The organism is Natronomonas sp., from assembly GCF_047616845.1.
Classification (GTDB): Archaea; Halobacteriota; Halobacteria; order Halobacteriales; family Haloarculaceae; genus Natronomonas.
The window spans coordinates 1-23,603 of record NZ_JBLGBY010000003.1 but is presented as its reverse complement, the minus strand read 5'-3'; the positions used below and the strand labels follow the sequence as shown (position 1 = coordinate 23,603).

23 protein-coding genes are annotated in these 23,603 nt (G+C 62.7%); 12 read left to right on the top strand and 11 right to left on the bottom strand.

What is annotated here, in order from left to right; all coding sequences use genetic code 11:
* Positions 1-473 precede the first annotated feature (473 nt).
* Both ACI8UR_RS01090 and ACI8UR_RS01085 read left to right on the top strand, forming a co-directional pair.
* Positions 474-1,301, top strand: coding sequence for a YqcI/YcgG family protein (locus ACI8UR_RS01090; protein WP_411714769.1), 828 nt, complete (start codon positions 474-476; stop codon positions 1,299-1,301).
* A gap of 268 nt (positions 1,302-1,569) precedes the next feature.
* The gene (locus ACI8UR_RS01085) at positions 1,570-2,172 is read left to right on the top strand and encodes an LURP-one-related/scramblase family protein (RefSeq protein ID WP_411714770.1); all 603 of its coding nucleotides are present in this window, start codon (positions 1,570-1,572) and stop codon (positions 2,170-2,172) included.
* Between the two features lie 18 nt (positions 2,173-2,190).
* Here the strand turns inward: ACI8UR_RS01085 and ACI8UR_RS01080 are convergent, their stop codons facing one another.
* The 5 genes from ACI8UR_RS01080 to ACI8UR_RS01060 form a co-directional block, all read right to left on the bottom strand.
* Positions 2,191-2,418, bottom strand: coding sequence for a hypothetical protein (locus ACI8UR_RS01080; RefSeq protein WP_411714771.1), 228 nt, complete (start codon positions 2,416-2,418; stop codon positions 2,191-2,193).
* A 45-nt stretch (positions 2,419-2,463) separates the two neighbouring features.
* Complete coding sequence (locus ACI8UR_RS01075; protein WP_411714772.1) at positions 2,464-2,862, bottom strand: VOC family protein; 399 nt, start codon at positions 2,860-2,862, stop codon at positions 2,464-2,466.
* Positions 2,863-2,902: 40 nt separating this feature from the next.
* On the bottom strand, positions 2,903-3,763 hold the full coding sequence (locus ACI8UR_RS01070; protein WP_411714773.1) for a universal stress protein: 861 nt from the start codon (positions 3,761-3,763) through the stop codon (positions 2,903-2,905).
* Positions 3,764-3,765: 2 nt separating this feature from the next.
* A complete protein-coding gene (locus ACI8UR_RS01065; protein ID WP_411714774.1) occupies positions 3,766-5,157 on the bottom strand; it encodes a sodium:calcium antiporter in 1,392 nt (463 codons plus the stop codon).
* Positions 5,158-5,298: 141 nt separating this feature from the next.
* Positions 5,299-5,907, bottom strand: coding sequence for an FAD-dependent oxidoreductase (locus ACI8UR_RS01060; protein WP_411714775.1), 609 nt, complete (start codon positions 5,905-5,907; stop codon positions 5,299-5,301).
* Positions 5,908-6,017: 110 nt separating this feature from the next.
* Here ACI8UR_RS01060 and ACI8UR_RS01055 point away from each other — a divergent pair, with 110 nt between their 5' ends.
* The gene (locus ACI8UR_RS01055) at positions 6,018-6,962 is read left to right on the top strand and encodes a hypothetical protein (RefSeq protein WP_415087469.1); all 945 of its coding nucleotides are present in this window, start codon (positions 6,018-6,020) and stop codon (positions 6,960-6,962) included.
* 198 nt (positions 6,963-7,160) lie between these two features.
* Here the strand turns inward: ACI8UR_RS01055 and ACI8UR_RS01050 are convergent, their stop codons facing one another.
* Positions 7,161-7,424 carry a hypothetical protein gene (locus tag ACI8UR_RS01050; RefSeq protein ID WP_411714777.1) on the bottom strand — a complete coding sequence of 88 codons (264 nt, stop codon included), beginning with the start codon at positions 7,422-7,424 and terminating at the stop codon, positions 7,161-7,163.
* A 124-nt stretch (positions 7,425-7,548) separates the two neighbouring features.
* Here ACI8UR_RS01050 and ACI8UR_RS01045 point away from each other — a divergent pair, with 124 nt between their 5' ends.
* The 4 genes from ACI8UR_RS01045 to ACI8UR_RS01030 all read left to right on the top strand — a co-directional run bounded on the left by ACI8UR_RS01045 (position 7,549) and on the right by ACI8UR_RS01030 (position 11,347).
* On the top strand, positions 7,549-8,190 hold the full coding sequence (locus tag ACI8UR_RS01045; protein WP_411714778.1) for a dienelactone hydrolase family protein: 642 nt from the start codon (positions 7,549-7,551) through the stop codon (positions 8,188-8,190).
* Between the two features lie 48 nt (positions 8,191-8,238).
* Complete coding sequence (locus tag ACI8UR_RS01040) at positions 8,239-8,697, top strand: YbhB/YbcL family Raf kinase inhibitor-like protein (RefSeq protein ID WP_411714779.1); 459 nt, start codon at positions 8,239-8,241, stop codon at positions 8,695-8,697.
* A 76-nt stretch (positions 8,698-8,773) separates the two neighbouring features.
* Positions 8,774-9,448 (top strand): TMEM165/GDT1 family protein, encoded by a 675-nt coding sequence (locus tag ACI8UR_RS01035; RefSeq protein ID WP_411714780.1) that lies wholly within the window; start codon positions 8,774-8,776, stop codon positions 9,446-9,448.
* 96 nt (positions 9,449-9,544) lie between these two features.
* Positions 9,545-11,347 (top strand): PAS domain S-box protein, encoded by a 1,803-nt coding sequence (locus ACI8UR_RS01030; RefSeq protein WP_411714781.1) that lies wholly within the window; start codon positions 9,545-9,547, stop codon positions 11,345-11,347.
* 2 nt (positions 11,348-11,349) lie between these two features.
* Here the strand turns inward: ACI8UR_RS01030 and ACI8UR_RS01025 are convergent, their stop codons facing one another.
* The 4 genes from ACI8UR_RS01025 to ACI8UR_RS01010 all read right to left on the bottom strand — a co-directional run bounded on the left by ACI8UR_RS01025 (position 11,350) and on the right by ACI8UR_RS01010 (position 16,823).
* Complete coding sequence (locus ACI8UR_RS01025) at positions 11,350-12,063, bottom strand: sterol carrier protein (RefSeq protein ID WP_411714782.1); 714 nt, start codon at positions 12,061-12,063, stop codon at positions 11,350-11,352.
* Positions 12,064-12,191: 128 nt separating this feature from the next.
* Positions 12,192-14,195: a type II secretion system F family protein gene (locus tag ACI8UR_RS01020; RefSeq protein ID WP_411714783.1), complete on the bottom strand. Its 2,004-nt coding sequence runs from the start codon at positions 14,193-14,195 to the stop codon at positions 12,192-12,194.
* Positions 14,188-15,843 carry a type II/IV secretion system ATPase subunit gene (locus tag ACI8UR_RS01015; protein ID WP_411714784.1) on the bottom strand — a complete coding sequence of 552 codons (1,656 nt, stop codon included), beginning with the start codon at positions 15,841-15,843 and terminating at the stop codon, positions 14,188-14,190. The genes ACI8UR_RS01020 and ACI8UR_RS01015 overlap by 8 nt, the downstream gene beginning before the upstream one ends.
* A 95-nt stretch (positions 15,844-15,938) precedes the next feature.
* Complete coding sequence (locus ACI8UR_RS01010; protein WP_411714785.1) at positions 15,939-16,823, bottom strand: 3-hydroxyacyl-CoA dehydrogenase family protein; 885 nt, start codon at positions 16,821-16,823, stop codon at positions 15,939-15,941.
* A 161-nt stretch (positions 16,824-16,984) separates the two neighbouring features.
* On the opposite strand from ACI8UR_RS01010, the gene ACI8UR_RS01005 reads away from it, so the two are divergent.
* Positions 16,985-18,076, top strand: coding sequence for a sensor histidine kinase (locus ACI8UR_RS01005; protein ID WP_411716405.1), 1,092 nt, complete (start codon positions 16,985-16,987; stop codon positions 18,074-18,076).
* A gap of 50 nt (positions 18,077-18,126) precedes the next feature.
* Positions 18,127-19,305: an alpha-hydroxy-acid oxidizing protein gene (locus tag ACI8UR_RS01000; protein WP_415087468.1), complete on the top strand. Its 1,179-nt coding sequence runs from the start codon at positions 18,127-18,129 to the stop codon at positions 19,303-19,305.
* 412 nt (positions 19,306-19,717) lie between these two features.
* Here ACI8UR_RS01000 and ACI8UR_RS00995 read toward each other — a convergent pair whose 3' ends face one another.
* Positions 19,718-20,065 (bottom strand): hypothetical protein, encoded by a 348-nt coding sequence (locus ACI8UR_RS00995; RefSeq protein WP_411716407.1) that lies wholly within the window; start codon positions 20,063-20,065, stop codon positions 19,718-19,720.
* A 138-nt stretch (positions 20,066-20,203) separates the two neighbouring features.
* Here ACI8UR_RS00995 and ACI8UR_RS00990 point away from each other — a divergent pair, with 138 nt between their 5' ends.
* The 3 genes from ACI8UR_RS00990 to ACI8UR_RS00980 all read left to right on the top strand — a co-directional run bounded on the left by ACI8UR_RS00990 (position 20,204) and on the right by ACI8UR_RS00980 (position 23,253).
* Positions 20,204-20,377, top strand: a complete 174-nt coding sequence (locus ACI8UR_RS00990; protein ID WP_415087467.1) for a hypothetical protein — start codon at positions 20,204-20,206, stop codon at positions 20,375-20,377.
* Positions 20,378-20,592: 215 nt separating this feature from the next.
* Positions 20,593-21,549: a transcription initiation factor IIB gene (locus ACI8UR_RS00985; protein ID WP_411716416.1), complete on the top strand. Its 957-nt coding sequence runs from the start codon at positions 20,593-20,595 to the stop codon at positions 21,547-21,549.
* Positions 21,550-21,669: 120 nt separating this feature from the next.
* Positions 21,670-23,253, top strand: coding sequence for a succinic semialdehyde dehydrogenase (locus tag ACI8UR_RS00980; RefSeq protein ID WP_415087466.1), 1,584 nt, complete (start codon positions 21,670-21,672; stop codon positions 23,251-23,253).
* Positions 23,254-23,603: the final 350 nt, after the last annotated feature.

The following is a 23,603-nucleotide window of genomic DNA, read 5'->3' as shown; positions in this document are numbered from 1 at the left end:
TGTGTTTGACAGTCTGACGCGAGGGCGATTGAGGGGCATTATTGGGGTGTTGTCCATCCCCGAATGGTGTGTGCACACATACCACTCCGACTATCTGAATATTAACAATTGATGGTTATAAATATTGCGGCAAACAAGATACGGTGAGCATTTCCCTCATACGGATTGTTGTACCAAATTATTGGCGAGCGGTCGGGACGACTCGGCGTTCGCCGGGAAACGACTACAACAATCCGTATCAGTGGACATACGAACTGAGCGAGAGGCGCTATCCGTGCGTGCTTTCTGGGCGATCGGATCTATCTTTACCTCGGGTAAACCCCGATATTCGTCTGTAGTAAGGTCGATCCCGACCCCGCTTATAAATTGGCGTTTAGGAACATATAACCGCATTCTAAAGATATTCGCAGTGTTATCTCGGGAATAAGAATGCAACCAATAGATAAATATGGGGTTAACATTTTATACGTACTATGGCGGAAACCGTAGTTGGCAAACTCCAATCACAAGAGTTCCTCAAGGCTCGAGTCGAGGCCGGCGAGGCGCCTTCTTGGGTGGCGAATCATTGGCGAACATTCAGTAACGGACTCCTGGGTGAGCGCAATGATACTCCATTCCCTTGCTTTTTCGGCGCGGAATCCGTACGAGATGGTGACCCGTTGTATACCGCCGTTCCATCTATGACGGACAAGGACGCGCTCTTCGAGTTCGGTCGAACCCTCCTAGAATATCTAGAGACGTACCAGGAATACAGCGAACGGGCCTCGCTCGTAACGTTCTTTCGCCCCCCGAATCGGTCATACTCTGAAGCCGAATATCACGAGAGTCTCTGGCACATCCTTCAGTTCCTCCACGTTCATGATCCCGAACCGTGGCCCGAAGACATCCCGACGGAACCAGACGATCCACACTGGGAATTTTCGTTCGGAGGCGAACCGATTTTCCCGACGTGTCGGGCTCCGTTCTATGATGAACGGAAGAGCAGATACTGTCCGGTCGGTCTAGAGATCACCTTTCAGCCACGACCCCTGTTCGAGAACCTCAACGTCACCGCAGATGATGCGGCCGGACAACAGGCCCGTGAAATCATCCAGGGCCGGTTAGAAGACTACGATGGTGTCTGTCCACATGCCGATCTCGGTGACTGGGGCGTCGAGGGAGATCGTGAATGGGTTCAATACATGCTTTCGTCAGATGAGAACCAGATGCCGGACGAATGTCCGATCAACGTGACACGGGAGTATCCGAAATCGGAAGTTCTCGTCGACGGCGCGAATCCAGTTGCCGACACCATTCAGTGATGATGACGACAACGGCCCCGCCGGCAATAGTTCTCGTCGACTTCCAGCGAGGGTTTGACGATGTGAGATGGGGAAACGCAGTGAATGGAGGGCGACGGCATACGTCGTGGTTATTGGGCGTTGGTAAATGCCTTCTGTCAGAGCCCCCCGCCGAAGCACTCGACAGAACACGCTACCATCCTGTGACTCCCGTCGACAGCTTCGGCTACTCCATACTCCTTCTGGGCGGGCAGAATGCTTTTATCCGAACGTTGTCCACTACCAATCCATGACCGAACCCTCCCCGTCCGAATCGGCGTCGCCCTCCTACGACATCTCCACCATCGAACTCGACGACGACCACTACGAGGTCAAACAATCAGCCATCCGGAACAAGTACGTCGTCCGCGACAGCGCAGGTGACGTCGTCCTGCGCGGGAAACAGAAGCTGTTCAAAATGAAAGAGGAGTTCCCCTTCGTCACTGGCGACGACGAGGACGCCTTCAGCGTGAAGGCAGGCAGCATCCTCGATGTCGCGGGGAACTACACCATCACGGACGCAGGCACCGGCGAGGAGGTCGTCGTCCTCGATGAGGACTACTCGCTGTTCGTGGAGAACTGGACGATTCGAGACCCCGATACGGGAGAAACCCTGGCGACGATCAAGTCGAAAAGCAAGCTCATTTCGGCGCTTCGGCACCTCGTTCAGGTCGCGAATCTCATCCCGAACAAATACGAAATCTTCGACCCTGATGGAGGCCACGTCGGGAACATCGACGGGAAGTTCTCGCTGCGCGATACCTACACGGTCAGCATCGACGACGCCAGTACTGTCCCGAAGGAGGCGGTGATCGCCGCCGCCTGTATCCTCGACGCGCTTGAAAACGAGTGAGCTGCTCAGCCCACGACGCTACTCCCACCCGCCACGAACCTGCTGTACCGCGTCTCTGAACTGCTGGTCGCCCCGCAGCAGATGACCAGCAAGCTCGCCGACGAGCGCGAGCATGCCAGCCACCACGGCGACACCGAGTGGCTGTAGCCCGACCAAAAGCCCGACCGCGCCCCCGATAGCGCCGGCCAAAAGGCCGATGACGACCGACTGGCCAGGGGTGTCACAGAACGGAACGGTGATGCCCATACACTGACGAACGTGCCGAACGCCCCTTTCGTTTGCGGTGGTTCGTTACTCTGCTGCCGTCTTCAGCTCGATCTGATAGCCGAACGGGTCGGTGACGTACACGGCCGGCGCCCTGCCGGTCGCACCCAGCGGGGCATCGAGCTCCATATCGATGGAGACGCCGATGTCCGCCAGCTGCTCTTTGAGCGACTCGACATCCACATCGACGAGCAGTGCGACGTGGTTGAAATTATCCCCCGATGGCGGCTCGAACTCGGCTGTCGGCCAGAGGTGGATGACGTGAGCGGGCGCGAGCCGAACGTCGAAGAACGATTGGTCGCCGCTCCGGTAGCGTTCCATCCCTTCGATGTCGAAGCCGAGTCGGTTACGATAGAAGTCGACGGCGTCGTCGCTACCGTCGTCGGGAATCCTGAGGTTGACGTGGTCGATGGACGTGACTTCCATGACTCCTTTCTCGGGGGCGCATCCAAGAAAACAGCGCCGATTACGGAGTAACGACTAGTACGGGCACGGAGACCGTCCGTAGCGCGTAGTCCGTGACGCTGCCGAGATACTGTCCTTTGAGCTTCGATTTGCCCGTCGAAGCCATGATGAGCAGGTCGATGTCGTGGTCGGTCACGTACTCGTCGATGGTCTCCTCAGGCCTCCCCCGTATCACCGCTGACCGGGTGTCGATGTTGCCACCCAACTGTCCGAGCAGTCGGTCGACGGCGTCTTCACTCTCCGATTCCAGTCGGTCGAGGAACTCCTCCGTCACGCCACCGGCGTCGAAGACGCCTGCCTCGGTTTCGACATCGACCACGCTGAGGACGTGCACCGTCGCTCCGAACTGTTCGGCGACGGTTCGGCCATAGGTGTCCGCCCGCTCTGCGGCCTCGCTCCCGTCGGTCGTGAGCAGGATGTCGTCGAGTGCGACATCGGCTGCGGTTTCGGCGCCGCCGCCCGGAACAACCAGCACGGGGCTGCTGACGCGACGGAGCACGCGGTCGGTAACGCTCCCGAGGAGCCGCTTTTGGATGTTCGACCGGCCCTGTCGGCCCATCACGACGAGGTCGGTGTCGTTCCGCTTCGCGTTGTCGATTATCTTCCGGTGTGGGCGTCCCTCTTCGAGGTGGGTGTCGACGCTTGCGTCGATGCCGTCGGCCATCTCCGCGACGGTTTCGAGGGCGGCTTCGCCAGCCGCCGTCGCCTCGTCCGACCGCATCTCACGGCGCTCGGATGGCTCTTCGATGACGTAGAGGACATCGACGTGGGCGTCGTACCGCTCCGCGACCGCCAGACCGACCGCAGCGGCGCGTTTCGACTGCCCGCTACCGTCGACGGGGATGAGGAGTTGCTCGAACATGGTCAATCATCAGCACCTGGTACTTGTTCGTCGCTTGATGAAAAGGCATGGCTAATCGTGCCTGCCGTGCGCCGGAGGAGATAGCCGAGCGCCTCCCGCCGGGAGATGAAAAGCGAGAGTGCGAGGACGACGTAGATGCCGCTGAACAGCAAGAGGAGTTCGTAGCTCGTCAGCGGCAGGGCGACGATATCGCGAATGATGACGAACTCGAGGAAGACCTGCGATACGAACAGCGTCAACAGGACGAGCGCCTCCCGTACCGATATCTCGAAGTTGACCAGCACGGAGATGGCGAAAAGCGACTGGGCGGCAGTCAGCCAGATCTCGCCGGCCTGTTTGAGGTCGAACCCGAGCGCGCCGTACCGGCCCAGCCCGATGGAGTAGACGATGACGAGCGTCCCGATGAGAAGCGTCCACTGATTCAGCTTCGAGGAGATGAGCGCGTTAAAGCCGGCTGTCGACCGCGCCTTGTTGACCAGATAGAGGACGACGATGAGCTCGGGTGACTCGGAAGCAAGCGGCGCGATCCACTGAATCATGAAGAAGGAAGGGATGCCGATCTGCGTGCCGAGTTCCTCCAGGCCGTGCGCGAACGGCTCGACAGCGGTGAATATCATCACGCCCGAGTAGGCGAACAGCGCGACGACGGTGAGAATCCGTTTCGCCTTCGGGAACTGTTGTAGATACGCGGGCACGCCGACGTGTTCTTCGCCGGTCTCGACGTCACCCCGAAGCACGATTGCGATATAAGCGACGTACAGCCCGACGAGAAACAGCATATCGAGAATATCGATGCCGCCGTTCAGCGGGACGAGAAACGCCCACAGCGTCGCAAGCATCAGGAAGACGATGTCGAGGCTGAGATCGTGATCGAGCGTCACGGCATCCGCGAGGAATCCCTCACGGCGCTCGACGGAGGGGTCGGCCGATGACCCTCGTCGGAAGACAGTGAAAAGTGCGATGCCGGCCCACCCGAGGCCGATGAGGATGCGGTTCGCCCCGGTCATGTTGGCGACGGCGAGATTGCCCGCCTCGATGCCACGCTGGGTCTCTGCGAACTGGCCAGCGTTGAACGCGTAGAGGGCGTCGACGGCGTACTCGGGTGCGACCGCGAGCACGGCGAGCACGGCGATAGCGAAGGCGCGCGGAACGTCCTTTTCGGCCGTTTCGGCGCCCCACGCCAGGAGGAACGCGGCGCCGAGGACTGACAGCCCACTGATGGCCACCGTTCCGATGGTCGGAAGGCCCGTGATGAACGCCGGCGGTTCGTAGGCAGCGCCGGGCGCAAGCACCGCCAACAGATTGGGCAGTGCGGTCGTGGCGCCCCAGACGACTACCCATGGAATCGTTAGTGCAACTGCCGCCGAAATCGCCCCGATGGATTGTCGTTTCATGTGTGGATTCGGTGACGCCACCGCTCGGTCGAACGCGACCGGGCGACCGCGGCGCCACACTGTTATCTCAAAGCAGGACGACCCAGTTTATAATTCACCGGATATCGACTCCACGACTTACCCCGCCACTGATATCGGCGGTTATTCGCCGCCTATCTCGCCGAAAACGGCAGCCGCGTCCGCAGGCACATCGAAGTCGTGGAAATGCTCGCCGCGCTCCTTCGTGAGGATATTCAGCGCGGCAGCGGCGCCATCGCCGGCCGAAATGATGGCTTGCCACTCCTCGGCGCGAACCATCGCGCCCGTCGCATACACGTCGTCGACGCTCGTCTTCATCGTCACGTCCACGTCGACGACGTCCTCGTCGGTGAACGCACAGCCCAGCGATTCCGCGAGGTCACGGTTCGTCCCCGTTGCGAGCACGACGTACGACGCCTCGTAGTCGCCGTCGTCGGTCGTCACGCGGAACCCCACGTCGGTCTCCTCGATACCGGTCACCTGCTGGCCTTGGTGCCGTTCGACGCCGTAGCTGTCGGCCTGTTCGCGCGCGGTTTCGAGGAACGCCGTCCCGTCCTGTGAGCCGATGCCGAGATAGTTGAACAGGTGTGCCTTGTGCAGCCACGTCTTGTCCGTGTCGAAGACGGTGGTTTCGAGCCCGTTCTTCTGTGTGAAAAGCGCCGCGCTGAGGCCGGCGGCACCGCCACCGACCACGATTACGTCTGCCATGTAACACCCTTCGTTGCCATTCATTAAGGGATTTGTCCCGACGCTACTGGCGGTTCAGTCGTCGACCACCGGGCCGGGCGGCCCCAGAACACACCACGCCGACATTTATTGCCGCTGCGCGAGTAGTTGCAATGATGGCGTTCGGCTCCGACCGCGCGCCGCGGCTGTCCGCGAGCGAGCGTGAGCGACTGGAGCGACTCCGGAACGCGACGCAGCTGGCCGACCTCGTCGACCTGACCGGCGTCGGCACCGAGCACGATGCCTACTTCGAGGCCAAAGGCGAGTGGGCCAAACTCCGGGACAGTGAGCTGCCAGCATCGACGCCGACGGGCGACCTCCCCGGTGACTCGGTAACTGTCGATGGCGAACGGTTCGTCGTCCACGGCGTCACCCACGCCGATACGGACGCCGAACGGCTCTTCATCCGAGCACACGTCTCGTCGTTTCTCGAAGCTGGCGACTCGGTGTACTGCGAACAGGGCATCCGCCCGATGTATTTCCAGGACATCGGCGGTGTCTGTGAGATGGACGATTACCGATGGGCGCTGGCGGAGTGTGAGAAACGCGATATCGACTCGCATCTCGACGGCACGGTCGGCTTCGATAGCCTCGTCGAGGACGTCACCGACGCTGCCTCACAGTTCCGGGACGCAGTCTTCTCGCTCATCCACTCGGATGGGGACGGGTACAGCGACGCCTTCCGCCGCGTGCTCGGCGATGTCGCTTCGGGGTTCCTGATGAGTCACGAAGACGCCGCGATGGGGCAGGACTTCGAGTCCTTCGCTCGCTCGAAGCAGGCCGCCGAGAACCCCCGACTGCTCGGCGGCCTCCAGCGATACTACAAACGCATGTTCCTCCCGCAGCCGCTCGAACGGGAGTGGCTGCGCCGCCACGACCCCGAACTCGAATTGGTCTCTCACGCCCGCAACGAACGGATGGCGGACTACGCCGTCTACCACAACGAGGCTGACACCTCTCATCTCATCGTCGGCGCAGCCCACCAGCCCGGCCTCGTTTACTATCTCGAACGCCACCGTGACGGCCACCGCCACGTCGACGATTTCGAACTGGCTGAGTGAGACCCTGGGGACTACTCCCCCAGATAGGGTTCGATAGCTGTCAGGATGCGTTCGGCGGCTGCCTCGGCGGTCATCTCGTCCATGTCGACGGTTTACACGCTTGAATCCTCACGTCCGCCCGTGGGCGCTCTACAGTTCGGTCGCGACGGTCGTCTTGCCGACGCCAGCGGGCCACGGACGAGCACGACGACCATCCGCTCAGGCCGATGCGAGCACTTCGTCGATGCGTTGTTCGAGTCCCTCGATTTCCTCGTGTAACGATTCTGCTTCCGCATCCTCCAGTTCAGCGAGGCGGTCTTTCAGCCCCTGGAGCCGGGACTGCTTCTCGCTTTCCTCGACGCCGGTCTTCTGGATGTAGACCTGCTCGGTCGTGTCGTACACCGCCGATTCCTCGACGTCGGTCACCGCGAGCACGACGTCGAGCTTCTCCTCGTCGACGCCGAGCACCCACTCTCGCGGCACGCCTTCGGCGTCCAGTGCATCGAAGACCGCCTCGGATGGCCGACACTCCGACGCCCCGGCCGAAAAGACTGGGCCTAAACGTGTTGGGAGTTCGTTATTAACGGCTCGGCAACCATTCGATATCATGAGCGCGGACTCGGCAAACATCGTCTCGATTCCGGTCGACAGCGTCGAACTCCAGGGCGACCTGCGGGTGCCGGACGGAGCGTCTGGCATCGTCGTGTTCGCTCACGGAAGCGGGAGCAGCCGTCATAGCCCGCGAAACAACTACGTCGCCGAGGTGCTCCGCGAGCACGGCGTCGGCACACTGCTTTTTGACCTGCTCACGGAGGAAGAAGACGTCGTCCGGAAGACGCGATTCGACATTCCCTTGTTGACGAACCGCCTCGAGAAGGTCACGGATTGGGTATCCGACCAGCCGGATGCCAGGGAATTGGATGTCGGTTACTTCGGAGCGAGTACGGGCGCCGCTGCGGCGTTGCGGGCGGCCGCTAACCGCGGTGATGACATCGGCGCCGTCGTCTCTCGTGGTGGCCGCGTCGATATGGCCTCGGAGGCACTCGGTGATGTCACCGCCCCGACGCTGTTCGTCGTCGGCGGCGAGGACGACGATGTCCTCGAACTCAACCGCGAGGCGTTCGAGACGCTGGACTGTGAGAAAGACCTCCACGTCGTCGAAGGCGCAGGACACCTCTTCGAGGGCGAGGGGGAGCTCGAAATCGTCGCTGACGTCGCCGCCGAGTGGTTCGAGCGATACCTCGACTGAGCCGGCGGTACGCATACAAACCGGGGGGTTGTAGAAACAGTTGGAACAATGCCACTTTCGTTGACAAGCCCGGCCTTCAGCGATGGCGACCCTATCTCCGAGGAGTACGGCTACACCGAGCGGAACGTCAATCCCCCATTGGAGATCGAAGGCGTTCCGTCCGACGCCGAATCGCTCGCGCTCATCATGGACGACCCCGACGCCATCGAGCCGGCCGGAAAGATCTGGGAACACTGGCTCGTCTGGAACATCGACCCCGGCCGAGAACGGATTCCGGAGGGCTGGAACCCAGAATCTGCGGGCGCCGAGGCGGGAGAGAACGATTTCGGTGAACAGGCGTACGGTGGCCCGAACCCCCCAGACAGGGAACACACCTACCGGTTCGAGCTGTACGCGCTTGATACCGAACTCGATCTCCCGTCGTCGACGACGGCGAACGACCTCCGGGACGCCGTCGAAGACCACGTTATCGCGGAGGACGACCTCCACGGGACGTACACGCCCTGACGAAAGCAGATCGCTCCTCCGCATCGAGCATCCGAACCCGACGTTTTCATACGTCGCCTGGCCCACGCTTCACACGATGGCTGCCTGGAGCGAAGTACTCGTGACAGCGTTCTTGCTGCAGCTTCTGGCACTTCCCGGCGAGAAGGGACAGCTCGTCATCGCCGGCCTCGCGACGCGATACAACCCCTACCACGTCGTCGCAGGCGCGGTGACGGCTTTCGGCGGCTGGACGATACTCGAAATCGTCCTCGGTGAGGCACTGAAGGCTGCCTTCCCACAGCTGTATCTGGATGCGCTGACCGCCACAATGTTCGTCGCGTTCGCGGGCATCATCCTCTATTCGCACCACCGATACGACGGAAGTGGGGCGTTCGAGCCCGATGTCCCCGACGAACCTGACGAGCCCGTAACGACCGACGGGGACGCTACGCGAGTCGACCTCGAAGAGACTGGCAGTCGTGCGGGTGGGTACGTCACCGCCTTCTCCGCGATGGGTTTCGCGGAGTTCGGCGATAAAACCCAGCTCGTTACGATCGGGTTGGCCGTCCAGTACGGCGCTCACCCGGCTATCTGGATCGGCGAGATGCTCGCTATCGTCCCCGTGAGCCTCATGACCGCGCTCGTATTCCACCGGGCCGCTCGCTTGCTCGACCGGACGTGGTTCCACTACACGGCGGCCGCGATGTTCCTGCTTTTCGCCGCTGATATCGGGGCTGAGTACGCCTTCGGGGTCTCCGTGCTCCCGATCTGACCCACCGCGCATGACTCGGCGCAGCCGCCTGTGGTCTCTCACCTTCTGAAACGGAAACGTTCTTTATCCGGGCGCCCACCAATTCAGCCACATACCGTGGGAGACGCCGTTCTCTGCCTTGGGGAGGGCAGGTTCACGGGCCGCGTTGGCTCGGAACTCGACGACAGATTGCAGGTGAACGTCGTCACGGAGCCGTCGGTCTCGGCAGCGACCCCCCGGCTTGAAACCGACGCCATCGACTGTGTGGTGACTGCCGGCTCACTCCCCGATGAGGGTGCTATCGATGCCGTTACCGAGGTTCGTGACACCGCCGACGTGCCGGTCGTAGTGGCGCCCGACGAAGGAACGGAACAGCTCGCCGTCCGCGCGATGCGAACCGAGCGAGTCACGTACGTCCCCTCTACTGCCGACGACCGTCTCGAGCGACTGGCCGAACACGTCGAGGAGCGCGTCGACAGCACGCTCACGCCACAGGAGGCGGACGTCCGCGTACGGAGTTTCAAACGCGCCGTCGAGCAGGCTGGCCACTCCATCTACATCACCGACACCGACGGCACGATTCGGTACGTCAACCCGGCTTTCGAGGAGGTGACCGGATACACCGCATCGGAAGCCATCGGCCGAACGCCACGGATTCTCAAATCCGGCGAACACGACGCGGCGTTCTACGACGGGCTCTGGGACACCATCACCAGCGGCGAGGTCTGGCAAAGCGAGATCATCAATCGCCGAACGGACGGCGACCGATACGTCGTCAACCAAACCATCGCGCCCATCGTCGTCGACGGCGATATCGAGCGATTCGTCGCCGTCAACGCCGATATCACCGACCGCATCGAGTGGGAAGAGCGGCTCGAAACCCTCCACGACGCGACTCGGCGCTGGCTCGACACCTCCTCGGAGACGGGCGTCTCCGAACGCGCTTGCGAGCAGTTGGACGACCTCTTCGACGTCACGTCGGTTTGTATATACTGCTACGACGACTCCGAGGAGGCACTCGTTCCGCGAGCCTCGACGCCCGAAAGCCATGACCCGGAGCCGCTTTCGTCGGCCAACGAGCGTCTGTGGAGCGCATTCGAGGCCGGAGAGACACGGCACGTCGAGCAGCCGCCTGGCATGCTCGACGCCGAGAGCGAACTCCTGTTGCCCGCTGGCGAGTACGGCCTGGCGCGTCTCACCGCCGACGACCCGGCAGCGTTCGACGCCCCCGATATCGCCATCGGGCGTGTGTTCATCTCGAATCTCGAAGCCGTCCTCGACCGACTGACGAACTACCGGGCGCTCGAACGCCAGAACGAGCGACTCGACGAATTCACCGCCGTCGTTTCACACGACCTCCAGAACCCACTGTCTGTCGCGATGGGGTATCTGGAACTCATGGACGACCGCGTCGACGATGACAACATCGGCAAGGTGCAGGAATCGCTGGAACGGATGGACGAGATCATCACCGACCTGTTGTGGCTCGCTACCGAAGGCAAACGCGTCGGCGAACAACAGTCGGTGTCGCTTCGCAACCGGGCCGAGCAGGCCTGGCCGCTCGTCGAAACCGGGTCGGCGACGCTCGCCGTCGACGGTGACCTCCAGTTCGACGCTGACGGTGAGCGGCTCCACCAGCTGTTTGAGAACCTCTTTGCCAACGCCGTTGACCACGGCGGCGCCGACGTGACTGTCTCGGTCGGCCCGCTACCGAACGGTTCCGGGTTCTACATCGCCGACGATGGCGACGGCATCCCCCCAGAGAAACGCGAGGGCATCTTCGATTCGGGCTACACGACGAGCGACGACGGCACCGGCTTCGGCCTCACTATCGTCGAGCGCATCGCCGACGGCCACAGCTGGAGCGTCGATGTCCAGGAAAGTGCCGATGGCGGTGCCCGGTTTGCCGTCCAGCTGTGAGCTTACAGGAGGTTCAGCGTCTTCGAAGCCAACGTCGCCTGGCGGTGTGCGAACCGCTGGAAGATGACCGGCTGTCTGACGGCATTGTCAACAACGACATCACTGGGAGAGGAAGACGGCTTCTCGAAGATGTGATCCGTCTCCACCTCGGCCGCGAGGTCACCGAGCAGTTGCAGCACCGCGAAATACTGGAGCTGTCGCGGACGGCTTCCCTCGACGTGCAGGTCACCGCTCAGGATGGCCGAGGCGGCCGGACGCCCGTCGACGATTTGTCGCCACGTTCCATAGGAGCCGCTGATCTCGAATCCGACGTCCCGCTTGTCGGGGTCGTCGAGCACCTCGACGCCAGTGCAGTTGCCCGATTCGAGCCCTACGTAGGCGTAGATGGTGCCATCGATGACGTACTCCTCCAGTTGCGTGAGGAGGTCTCGGGGTCGCTCCGGAAGCGTCGCTCGAATTGACTCATCGATCGAACTGGGTGCCTCAGCCAGCGACAGGTCGAGCAGTTTCGTGCGGAACGCTTCGGGCACCCCTTCGAGGACGTCGTCGGGAAGGTCACCGAGCGTCGTCTCCGAGAGCGGCAGGTCTTCGATATCGATGCGGATGTCACCGTTGAACGACGTGCCCCAGCCCGTGGCCACGTCGTCCATCGCCTTGCTCTCGTCGATGATCCGGCCGTATTCCTCCAGCCACTGTTTCGTGGGATATAGTCTCATGAGTACCGGTATCTACACGACGGTATGAGAGCTTATAACACTCACGTCTAGTCGACGCCTCGAAACGCGGTTTTTCGTGCTCGGCCGGCGACCGTTCGCTCTCACTGTCAAGACCGCAGGTAGAAGACCTACGCGACGGCGATGAACACGGCCGTCGAGACGGCCACCATCCCGATGGCGTATTTCAATCCGCTGGCGGCTCGTCCATCGACGAGGGTGCCGACGAGCAGACCGTTGAGCGTCGCCTGAATCAACACCGAATGGAAGAACAGTCGTCGGTACGCGCTGCCGTCGACGGAACCCAGGTTCAACGCCGTTCCCTCGAACATCGACCCGGAGGCATCCGCGGCCTCCGCGACGACGGGCAGGAAATGCGTCTCGAAGAACACGACGATGAACAGGTAGACCCCGACGCCGACGAACACGACGAGCACGTACGGGAGCGTGTGGCGGCGCCGTTCGGTTCGGAGGTCGTTGCGAATCCGGAGGTTCTCCGAGACGATGTCGAGTACCGGCGCGAGATCGTCCGTCATCTCGATGCTCGACGTGACGAGCCGCGTCGACCGTTTGACCTCCGGGACGCCCAGCCGGGTCGAGAACCGTTCGAAGGCAGCCACGAGATCGTGGTGCCACGCCACGTCCCGACGAACCCGGTCGAGCTCATCGGAGAGGTGGCCGCTCGTCCGACTCGTCACGAGTTCCAGCGATTCGACGAGCGGCAGGCCGTTCTCGTCGCCGTCTGCCATGATCTTGAGTGCCGCCGGGAATCTGTCCCTGACCCGGCGTTCGTGTCGCCGGCGACGCTCGTGGAAGTACGCATACGGCGCGGTAGTGATGACGAACGGAATCGCAAAGAGCGCGCTCGATGTCGCGACGGGCGCTGAGGTGGGAAACGGGTTGATGACGAAGAGCCCGATACTGACGACGGCCGCGATTGGTGCAGATACCAGGAGGCTGGCGTGTGGGTGCGACTGTAGCGTTTCCAACGGTGCGGTGAGGAACTGTCCGAGCAGTGTCTGATGGTGCTCACGCTCGTAAGCGATGATTCGGTCGTCGTCGTACTCGTCCGTGCCCCCACCTTCCAGCAGTTTCGACAGTTGTCGACCTGGGTGGGAGTCCTGCTGTGGTTCGGTCAGATACGACGACCACACCCAGATGACGAGGACGGACAGTGGCATACCGACGTACACCAGCGCCTGCATCGGGATGAACAGCCCCGGCTGGAGGAAGCTCACCACCATCAGGATGACGAGCAGGAAAATCGGCCCCGCGAACACGACCGTGACGTAGGCCTCCGCGAGCGTCTCCAGTTCGTCCAGCAGCTGTTCGTGTTTCTGCTCTGCGAGTTCGAGGTGGCGGTTCGCCTCGTTTTCGAGAAACTCGTCGACGTTGCCGCCCGTCTCGAGGACGCTCACCAGTTCGTCGAGGAACGTCTCCGTCGCATCACCGGGTGCGATATCGCGCGCGGCGGCGATAGCCGCGAAGAGGTCACGATTGAACCACCGGACGTCGTCGACGATGCGGTCGTACGTCATGGCAGCCTCGCCGTGGACATCCGTCGATTCCCGGAGCTGCTCCATCGACTCGAAGAGGTCGAGCCCGCCGTGTGAGAGCGCATAGAGGAACACGACCGTCTGCGGCAGGAGGTAATCGGTGTGTCTCGCGCGCCGATAGGCGCGAACGGACGGCAGATACCGTCGCGCCGTCCAGACGGCGCCGCCACCGAGGAGCGCGCCGACGAGTGGGGATACGAAGAGGGCGACCAGCCCGAGCGGGAAGCCGAGCGAACTGGCCATGACGAAGCCGGAAAGCAGACCGATTACGCCGCCGACGACGCCACCGCGAACGGCAAGCCGGGCGCTCCGGGTGAGATACTCGTCAACTGGGACGTCGGTTCTGGACGCCCGGAGCGTGTGGTCGAGGGCATCGAACTCGCGCGCGCGATACCGGAACCACCCCCGAACGTCGCCGTAGGCGTCACGGAGGTCGGACTCCTGCAGTTTAGGGTGTCGCTCGGGTGTCTCGAACCGGTAGGCGTCGAGATTCCCGTCGCTGGTCTCGATTTCGCTGATGTCGTAGGCTTCACGCTCGATGGGCGGCCAGCCGTCGTCCGGACGCTCGCCTTCACTCATGGCTCACAACGTCGATAGCGGTCGTTTCGCCGAGCGATGCCGACTCGATGCGGTCGAGAACGGTTTCGGGGTCGCGACCGAATCGGAAGAGGAACGCAGTCACCGGCTCGTAGGCGGTGATGCCGTTCTCGACCAGATACGTCAGCGCCTGTCTGCGCTGCTGAAGCTCCTCGGACAGCTGGGCCTCCGTCCATCCCTGCCGGTCGGCAACGTCACGGAGCAACCGTGAGGCGGCCGACTGCTCGAAGACGTCCGCGCGGGCGTCGTACTCGAAGACCCGGTGGAGACGCGGCTGTGTCACATCCGGGTCGTCCGGTTCGCGGACTTCCGTCAGCGTTCGGGCCTTCCGCGTGAGTTCGCCATCGAGTTCCATCTGGTGTTGCAGCGAGATGATATCGATGTCGGAGACGAGTTCGTCGGGTATCGAAAGCGGGTCGTTGCGGAGGCGCCGGACGGCGTCCCGAGCCGTATCGGCGTGAAAGGTCGTGAAGCCGGCGTGGCCGGTTCCCATCGCCTGGAAGAACGTGAACACGATGTCGGGGTCGGTACGAATCTCACCGACGATGATGTGTGTCGGCCGCTGGTGGAGCGCCTCGGAGAGGAGTTCGTAGGTGCCGACGCCGGGGCGTTCGCTGGCGAAATCCGTCTCGCGAGTGACGGTCGCGATCCAGTTGTCGTGGGGGAGGTTCACCTCGCGAGTCTCCTCGATAGAGACGATTTTCGCGTCCGGCGGGACGAAAAGCGAGCTGGCGTTCATCGAGGTGGTTTTGCCCGACGCCGTCGGCCCGATGAACAGCACGGAACAGTTGTGCTCGATGGCCAGCCACAGATACGCCATCTGCTCGATGGAGAAGGTGCCGTAGTTGATGAGTTCCGGCGGCGTGAACGGCTCCTCACGGAACTTCCGGAGCGTGATGTTCGAGCCGTGGGTGGCGACATCAGTGCCGAGCGTCACCTGGAGCCGGGAGCCGTCCGGTAGCGTCGTCGTCAACAGGGGTCGCGAGGCCGAGAGATGCCGCCCGGCCCGCTGTGCGAGGCGGACGACCACCGAATCGAGTCGGTCGGCATCCCACGAGCGATTCGTACCGACGTTGCCGAAGGTGTCGTGGTAGATAAACGCCGGCAGGTCGGCGCCGCCGACGTGGAGGTCTTCGATGGCCGGGTCGCGCATGAACGGGTCGACGGTGCCGTAGCCGAGGAGATCTCGCCGGAGGTAGTAGCCGATTTTCTGACGAATCCCTGGAGCGACGTGTTCGGCTTCGCGGGCGATATACTCGTCGAGTTCACTTCCGAGGCCGCCCCCGACGTCGTCCGGGTCGATGCCGGCATCCAGCAGCCGTGTTCGCACCCGGTCGGCGACGTCTTGTCGAACGTGCGCCTCGAAGTCATCGAGCGCGGGTTCGGTCAGATGGTATCGGCGCTCGCGCGTCTCCGGGTTCCGGAGGATGGCTACATGTGCGAACGGCTCGTTGACCCAGTAGCGTCTCTCGAGCGTCCAGGCCGGCGGCCACCGGAACTCGAAGAGCGATTCGTCGAGGAACGACTCCGCTGGCTGCCCCAGTGATGATACGTCGTCGAACGCCCCTCGAACGTCGTGTAGAACTGCGTTTCGGGCATCGTCGTGGCTGCCCGAGACGTCACCAGACATGTGACAAACAAATTATATCAAATCCTGATAAGTATGCGGGGCTGTTCGGCAACCAAACTGTGTAACCGCGGCGACAATCTGCTCGCCGCTTCGTTCTACTGGCTCCCGGAGTCGTCAGCGGGCGCGACAGCCTCGCCGTCCTCCCAGACGTAGAACCCCTCACCGGATTTCTTGCCGAGCTTCCCGGCCCGCACCTTCTTTTTGAGTAACTGTGGCGGTCGGAACCGCTCGCCCAGTTCCTCACGGAGGTATTCGGCAATATCGAGCCGGACGTCGAGTCCGACGAGGTCGGTGAGTTCGAGCGGCCCCATGGGATGGCTGTACCCCACCTCCATTGCGGTGTCGATGTCCTCGACGCTTGCGACGCCGCTTTCGACCATCCGGATGGCCTCCAGTCCGAGCGCGACGCCGAGCCGCGAGGAGGCGAATCCGGCACTGTCCCGAACCACGACGGCCTCCTTCTCTAGCCTCTCGACGTAGTCGCTGGCCGCCTCCTCGACGTGCTCGGCCGTCTGTTCGGCGATGATAATCTCGACCAGATTCATGATGTGGGGCGGATTGAAGAAGTGCAGCCCCACGGCCCGCCCCGGTCGGTCGAGGGTGCTCGCGAGCTCCGTCACGGAGAGTGACGACGTGTTCGAGCCGATGATGGCGTCGGCTGGCGCCGACGCCTCGATGTCGGTGAAGACGTTCTTCTTCAGTTTCATATCTTCGGGGACGGCTTCGATGACGAGGCCGGCGTCCGCGACGGCCGAATCGAAGTCTGCATCGGGGGTGATACGCGCAAGCGCCGCGTCGCGTTCGGATTCGGTTATCTTGTCTCGTTCGACGCCACCCTGGAGGTTCGACTCGATGCCTCCGAGGCCGGCCTCGATGCGCTCTTCGTCGACATCGTTCAGCCGAACGTCGTGGCCGGCCATCGCCGACACCTGTGCGATGCCATGCCCCATGCTTCCCGCGCCGATAACTGTGATGTCCATGCTCGTGGCTGGTGGCTGCCGGCGACGATAAAGTTCTGTTCTCGGCCGTCGTGTTGCTGTTGACTGTCTCGCCGAAAAAGCGTGAGCAGCGACGTTTCACCACACTCACGTTCTGATGCGTTCGGAAAACGTTTTGTGACCCGAACGTTACCCATGTGTAAATGGACGGGGCCTCCAGGTGGTATATAGATGGCTCCGAACTCGTTGCGGCGCTGGGCCTCGTCTTCGTTATGAGCGGTGTCACCCTCTGGTGGGAGTCGATTCTGCCGACCACGATGTCGATTCAGGCCGCGCTGTACGAGCTCGTCGTCCACGTCCTGTTCGGCGGTATCGTCCTCATACTTGGCGTCCACATCGAGCGAAGCGAACTCTCCCGGGACGAGCGGTTCGCAGTCATGGTGTGGTGTTTCTCCGGCTTCCTGTTCCTGTTTCTCATCGCCGTCTGGTCAGGGCTGGGCGCGCTGTTCGAGGGCAACGTCACCGCAGCGTTCGTCAGCGAGGTCGTCGTCTTCGGAAGCATGGGCGGTGCCTTCGGCGTCATCGCTGGCGTGAACCACGGCCGCTCGGCTCGGAACCGCCGTCTCGCCGAACGCAACGAAGACCAGCGCGAGACGCTCGTTCTCCTGACGCGGCTGCTTCGCCACGATATTCGCAACGACATGACCGCGATAAGCGGCCACGCCGAAATCCTCGAGGAACACGTCGATGAGGCCGGCGAGGCATCCGTGGAGGTCATCCGCCGTCGAAGCGAGGCCATCATCCGCCTGCTTCAGGACACGGATACGCTCGTGAAGACGCTCGGCGACGACCGCGAGTTCCAGCCGATCGACTTCTCGGCAGTGCTGCGCGAGGAGGTCGCGTCCGTCGTCGATGACCATCCGGCGGTCTCCGTCGAATCAGATATCCCCGATGGCCTGTGGGTCTTCGCGGATGGCCTCGTCCACCAGCTGTTCTCGAATCTTCTCGGGAACGCCGTCGCGCACAACGACCCCGAGGAGCTGACGATTCGAATCGAGGCGACGCGCCGTGACGGCACCATCGAGACGGTCGTTGCCGACGACGGATCGGGTCTTCCCGAAGAGATTCGCGACCACTGTTTCGAACTCGGTGAACAGGGCCCCGAAAGCGAGGGCGACGGACTGGGCCTGTATCTCGTCTCACGGCTTGCGGACGTGTACGACGGGTCGGTCGACCACGAGGAGTCGGAAGACGGCGGCGCGAAGTTCATCATCAGGCTTCCCACGCCGGAGTAAAACCAGCGTTCGGCTGAAACTATTTGATGCCTCGCGCCGACGGCGTCTGCATGAGCGATACGAACCGCGGTTCCGACAGACAGGTCGAGATTTTCATGGAAGGGATGGCGGACATCACACCGGACATCCCGCCGTCGTTCGAGGAACTCGAAGAAGCCGCTTTCGGGGCCATGGACGAGAAGGCCTACGGCTACGTCGCCGGCGGCGCTGGCGGCGAACGAACCATCGGCCACAACCGCGATGCCTTCGCCGCATGGCGGCTCTGGCCCCGGATGCTCCGGGACTTCTCCGAGCGTGATCTCTCGACGGAGCTTTTCGGAACCGAACTCTCCGCACCCGTGCTGCTCGCGCCGATTGGCGTCCAATCGATCATCCACGAGGCGGGCGAGCTTGGAACCGCCCGCGCCGCGGCAAGCCTCGACGTACCGATGGTCGCCTCATCGGCTTCGTCCCACACGATGGAATCCATCGCGGAGGAACTCGGCGAGACTCCCGGCTGGTTCCAGCTCTACTGGTCGTCGAACGACGATGTCGCGAAGAGCTTTGTCCGCCGCGCGGAGTCGGCCGGCTACGAAGCCCTCGTCGTCACGCTCGACAACAACATCCTCGGGTGGCGCGAGCGCGACATCCGTGACGGATACCTCCCCTTCCTCGACGGTGAAGGCGTCGCGAACTACTTCTCCGACGACGCCTTCCGAAGCCTGCTCGATGAACCCCCGGAGGAGGCGGAACTCAAAGCCATCCGGACGTTCATCGACATCTTCGGTGATCCATCGCTGACGTTCGACGACCTCGAGTGGCTCTGTGAGTTCGCCGATATCCCGGTCGTCGTCAAGGGCGTCCTCCACCCCCAGGACGCCCAGGAATGCGTCGACCGCGGGGCCGAGGGTGTCATCGTCTCGAATCACGGCGGCCGACAGGTCGACAACGCCGTCTCCGCACTCGATGCGCTCCCGCACATCGTCTCGAAACTCGACTCCGAGATCCCCGTACTCTTCGATTCGGGCATCCGACGGGGTGCGGACGCGCTCATCGCCCTCGCGCTCGGCGCCGATGCCGTCCAACTCGGGCGGCCGTACGCCTACGGGCTCGCTATCGACGGCGAGAATGGGATCGAAAGCGTCGTGAAGAACTTCCTCGCCGACCTCGACCTGACACTCGGTCTCATCGGTTACGACGATGTCGAGAACGTCGACCGGGAGGCCATCGTTCGGGCCGACGAACTCTGAGCAGCGGATAGCCACCGACGCCGACGGCTGTTGTCGCTTCGTGACACCACAACCCAGATGTGTCCGCCAGCGTACAGCGATATCCGTCGAATACCCTTGGTAGAGCGTCTCAAACCACCAAAACCACTAATACCCATGCGCTTACACGGTGATATAACGCGGAGGCCCCGATGATCACCAGCCACATTCCGACGTCCGCTGCCGCCAAGCGGCGCGTCTCGGGTGTGACTGTGTGGCTCGTCGCTCCGCTCGCATCCGCACCCCGCGCCGCATAACGAGCTTCCCCGGTTCGGCGGCGCAGCGGCCTTCTCCGATATCTTCCGGTGGAGTGCCGTCTGTGCGGGTGTGACCCGTTCTCTGCGCCGTTCTGACCTGGGTGCCATGTGGCTGTCCGCCACGAGGCTTCGTCGCCTCACCACCCCCGATAGCCGTCGGCTTCGCACTCCCGCGAAGCGGGTTCGATTCCCGCTGGGGGCGTATGCTCGCCCAGACCTGCCGAGCCACACTGACCGTTCGCGTCCCGAGAGGTGCCGTCGGTGACGTCGAGGGAGGTGTCCGTGATGTCCTTGATGGCGTCGAGGGCGTCGACAACGTCGAGGTGCACAACCTGGAGGGCGTTCGGCCTGACGCGCTCGATCTCTACGTCGACGCCAGCGTCACCGTCGCCTTCGAGACCGGGATAGCAGCTCCCGACGAGCGCCTCCGAGACGGTTTCGGTGTCGTCGCGGTCGCCGCCGAGTGATACGGATTGTTGTACCAAATTACCGGCGAGCGGCCGGGACGGCTCGGCGTTCGCCGGGAACCGACTCCAACAATCCGTATGAGTCCGGTTCCGTGCCAGCTGGGGCCACGCGGGTTCGATTCCCGACGGAACCCTGGGGCATCGCCCCGTGATACGATGAGACGATCCGACCTTCGGCCATCCACAGAGTACCGTCCCGACGAACGCCCGCCGCCCGGCGTGGTCACCGTCGTCACCATCGCCTGTCTTGCGGCGCTCGCGCTGTCGGCCCTGTCGCCGTACGCGGTGATGGCGACGCTCGTTGCTACCACCGCCTATTCGGTCACTTAAAAGCCGGCCGCCGGAACGGCGCGGGCGCCCGCCAACCACGACCCATCACCGGCCGAGTTCCACGGTCGAACCGCATTATGGTTGGGGGATTGATAGCAAACAACCGTTGTTACGCCGACCGTCGGCTGAAACAACGGCATTTATATATGAAGACGTGGCAAGAACCCCGGTGTGCAAAGCATTTATATGTTGAGTAGTCAAACCATATAAGCATAATGCCAGGGCCAACCCGCCAGCGAGAGCAGACCAGCGAAGAGGAGACGGAGACTGAGGAAGAAACTGGCTGTCCCGAGTGCGAATCTGACTCGCTCGTCCGGAGCGCTGACGGCGGGGGCGAGCTCGTCTGCGATGACTGTGGCCTCGTGGTCGAGGAGGAGAACATCGACCGCGGGCCGGAATGGCGGGCGTTCAACCATTCCGAGCGGCAGTCGAAATCCCGTGTCGGTGCGCCGACGACCCAGACGATGCACGACAAAGGGTTGACGACACAGATTGACTGGAAGGACAAGGACGCCTACGGCCGCTCGATTTCTTCGGAGAAACGCTCACAGATGCACCGACTGCGCAAGTGGCAAGAGCGCATCCGAACCAAGGACGCCGGCGAACGCAACCTTCAGTTCGCACTCTCCGAGATCGACCGGATGTCCTCGGCACTCGGCGTCCCTCGCTCCGTACGCGAGGTCGCCTCGGTCATCTATCGACGCGCGCTTGACGAAGACCTCATCCGTGGCCGCTCCATCGAGGGCGTCGCCACGGCTGCTCTCTACGCCGCTTGCCGACAGGAGGGAATTCCCCGTAGCCTCGACGAAGTCGCGGAGGTCGCTCGCGTCAAACAGAAGGAGATCGGCCGCACCTACCGATACATCGCCCAGGAACTGTCACTCGGGCTCGAACCCGTCGATCCCGTTCAGTACGTTCCCCGCTTCTGCTCGGAACTCGGCCTCAGCGAGGAGGTCGAACAGAAGACGCGCGAGATCATCGAAGTGACCGCCGAGAAAGGCATGCTCTCGGGGAAATCTCCGACGGGCTACGCCGCCGCAGCAATCTACGCTGCCTCACTGCTCTGCAACGAGAAGAAAACCCAGCGTGAGGTCGCTGAGGTCGCACAGGTGACCGAGGTCACCATCCGCAACCGTTACCAGGAACAGATCGAAGCGCTCGGCATCCACTAATCGGTCTCTTGGTTCCGTTTCTTCGCTCTCACTCCGGTAGCGACGGCGTTCTCGGACAACTCCTGAGGCGTTGTCCCACATTCCCGTATGATTATGCCGAGTTAGCGTGTATACGTAGTCATGACAGTCTCCGAGGCAGTCGAGGGAAGCGAGATAGCGGTCGAGCCCGAGTTGCTCGCCGGGCTCGAATCCGGCGTCACCACATCCGGTGTCGTCGAGGAGCGCTTCGACGTCGAGGCACCGTTCAGAGGCACCGTCGTCGGCCAACTGCCGGCCTGCGATGACGATGATATCGAGGCGGCGTTCGACCGCGCCGAGCAGGGCCAAAAAGCGTGGGAGGAACGCAGCATCGAGGAGCGAGCCGAGGTGTTCAAACGCTACCACGATCTCGTCATCGACCACACCGAAGACCTCCTTGATATCGTCCAACTGGAGAGCGGCAAAGCGCGCCGTCACGCCTACGAGGAGGTACTCGACGTCGCCCTCACGTCCCGCCACTACGCCTACCGCGCGTCCGACTACCTCGAGAGCGAACAGCGCGAGGGGGCTCTCCCCGGCCTCACCGAAACCGAAGTGCATCACCACCCGGTCGGTACCGTCGGCATCATCTCCCCGTGGAACTATCCCCTATCGCTCGCCGTCTCCGACGCGATTCCGGCGCTGCTCGCGGGCAACAGCGTCGTCCTCAAGCCGGCCGAACAGACTTCCTACACCGCGCTGAAGGCAGTGGAGCTGCTCCGAGAAGCTGGCCTGCCGCGTGACGTCTTCCAGGTCGTCACCGGCTTCGGGCAGACGCTCGGGGAGCCACTCGTCGCACGCTCGGATTTCGTCTGCTTCACCGGCTCCAGCGAGACGGGCCGAATCGTCGCCAGCCAGGCCGGCGAGCACCTCACCAAATGCTCGATGGAACTCGGCGGCAAGAACCCTGGAATTATCTGTGCGGACGCTGACATCAACAAGGCCGTCGAGGGGCTCATCCGCGGCTGTTTCACCAACGCCGGCCAGCTCTGTATCTCCATCGAGCGGCTCTACGTCCATGAGGATGTGTATGGCCAGTTCGTCGAGGCGTTCGTCGACGAGATCGAGAGCCTCCAGATCGGCGCCAGCTACGACCATGACGTCGACGTTGGCAGCCTCATCTCGGAAGACCAACTCGAGAAGGTGACCGAACACGTCGAGGACGCGAAAGCCGAGGGGGCGACCGTCCTCACGGGCGGCACCGGCCGTCCCGACCTCGGGCCGTACTTCTACGAGCCGACCGTCCTCACGGACGTCGACGAGTCGATGGCACTGTGTGCAAACGAGACGTTCGGCCCCGTCGTCGCCGTCTACGAGTGGAGCGACGAGGACGATGTCATCGAGCGCGCGAACGACTCCGACTACGGGCTAAACGCCTCCATCTGGACGGAGGACATCGACCGCGGGCGCGAGATCGCCAAACAGATCGAAACGGGTACGGTCAACATCAACGAGGGCTACGCCGCTGCCTGGGCCTCCATCGACGCTCCGATGGGCGGGGTGAAGAACTCCGGCATCGGCCGACGCCACGGTGACGAGGGCATCATGAAGTACACCGAATCACAGACGGTGGCCGTCCAGAAGCGCCTCGGCATGACGAACCCGCCGGGCGTGCCCCACTGGCTGTACGCGAAACTGATGAACACGACGTTGAAGCTGCAGCGGCGGATTCCCGGGATGCGATAAATACCCACTTTTAACCCACTTTTTGCACGCTCCGGCGGTTCGGCGCGGAACGCGCCGAACACGCCTCCGCGGCAAAAACTTGGGGAAAATATGCGCGCCCTCCTCCAGCCGCGGCGCCGGAGGCGCCGCGTTAGTCGTCGGGCGCTACGGCGACTTGGCGCTCCACGCCTCGTCGCCGGGAACCGCGCTCGCTACGCTCGCGCGGACACTACGTTTTACTCAAATTGATTTAGCAGCAGGTGTAGCATCCGCGAGCGAACGCAGTGAGCGAGCGGTTCGCCGGACGCGACCGGAGGGAGCGTCCGGTAGCGCGCACGGACTGAGGCGGCCGGAGGCCGCCGAAGGAGTAC

What these genes read in the sequence shown, in the direction of transcription:
- ACI8UR_RS01090 (WP_411714769.1), top strand. Translation starts at nt 474, where the DNA reads ATGGCGGAAACCGTAGTTGGCAAACTCCAATCACAAGAGTTCCTCAAG.
- ACI8UR_RS01085 (WP_411714770.1), top strand. Translation starts at nt 1,570, where the DNA reads ATGACCGAACCCTCCCCGTCCGAATCGGCGTCGCCCTCCTACGACATC.
- ACI8UR_RS01080 (WP_411714771.1), bottom strand. Translation starts at nt 2,418, where the DNA reads ATGGGCATCACCGTTCCGTTCTGTGACACCCCTGGCCAGTCGGTCGTC.
- ACI8UR_RS01075 (WP_411714772.1), bottom strand. Translation starts at nt 2,862, where the DNA reads ATGGAAGTCACGTCCATCGACCACGTCAACCTCAGGATTCCCGACGAC.
- ACI8UR_RS01070 (WP_411714773.1), bottom strand. Translation starts at nt 3,763, where the DNA reads ATGTTCGAGCAACTCCTCATCCCCGTCGACGGTAGCGGGCAGTCGAAA.
- ACI8UR_RS01065 (WP_411714774.1), bottom strand. Translation starts at nt 5,157, where the DNA reads ATGAAACGACAATCCATCGGGGCGATTTCGGCGGCAGTTGCACTAACG.
- ACI8UR_RS01060 (WP_411714775.1), bottom strand. Translation starts at nt 5,907, where the DNA reads ATGAATGGCAACGAAGGGTGTTACATGGCAGACGTAATCGTGGTCGGT.
- ACI8UR_RS01055 (WP_415087469.1), top strand. Translation starts at nt 6,018, where the DNA reads ATGGCGTTCGGCTCCGACCGCGCGCCGCGGCTGTCCGCGAGCGAGCGT.
- ACI8UR_RS01045 (WP_411714778.1), top strand. Translation starts at nt 7,549, where the DNA reads ATGAGCGCGGACTCGGCAAACATCGTCTCGATTCCGGTCGACAGCGTC.
- ACI8UR_RS01040 (WP_411714779.1), top strand. Translation starts at nt 8,239, where the DNA reads ATGCCACTTTCGTTGACAAGCCCGGCCTTCAGCGATGGCGACCCTATC.
- ACI8UR_RS01035 (WP_411714780.1), top strand. Translation starts at nt 8,774, where the DNA reads ATGGCTGCCTGGAGCGAAGTACTCGTGACAGCGTTCTTGCTGCAGCTT.
- ACI8UR_RS01025 (WP_411714782.1), bottom strand. Translation starts at nt 12,063, where the DNA reads ATGAGACTATATCCCACGAAACAGTGGCTGGAGGAATACGGCCGGATC.
- ACI8UR_RS01020 (WP_411714783.1), bottom strand. Translation starts at nt 14,195, where the DNA reads ATGAGTGAAGGCGAGCGTCCGGACGACGGCTGGCCGCCCATCGAGCGT.
- ACI8UR_RS01015 (WP_411714784.1), bottom strand. Translation starts at nt 15,843, where the DNA reads ATGTCTGGTGACGTCTCGGGCAGCCACGACGATGCCCGAAACGCAGTT.
- ACI8UR_RS01010 (WP_411714785.1), bottom strand. Translation starts at nt 16,823, where the DNA reads ATGGACATCACAGTTATCGGCGCGGGAAGCATGGGGCATGGCATCGCA.
- ACI8UR_RS01005 (WP_411716405.1), top strand. Translation starts at nt 16,985, where the DNA reads ATGGACGGGGCCTCCAGGTGGTATATAGATGGCTCCGAACTCGTTGCG.
- ACI8UR_RS01000 (WP_415087468.1), top strand. Translation starts at nt 18,127, where the DNA reads ATGAGCGATACGAACCGCGGTTCCGACAGACAGGTCGAGATTTTCATG.
- ACI8UR_RS00990 (WP_415087467.1), top strand. Translation starts at nt 20,204, where the DNA reads ATGAGACGATCCGACCTTCGGCCATCCACAGAGTACCGTCCCGACGAA.
- ACI8UR_RS00985 (WP_411716416.1), top strand. Translation starts at nt 20,593, where the DNA reads ATGCCAGGGCCAACCCGCCAGCGAGAGCAGACCAGCGAAGAGGAGACG.
- ACI8UR_RS00980 (WP_415087466.1), top strand. Translation starts at nt 21,670, where the DNA reads ATGACAGTCTCCGAGGCAGTCGAGGGAAGCGAGATAGCGGTCGAGCCC.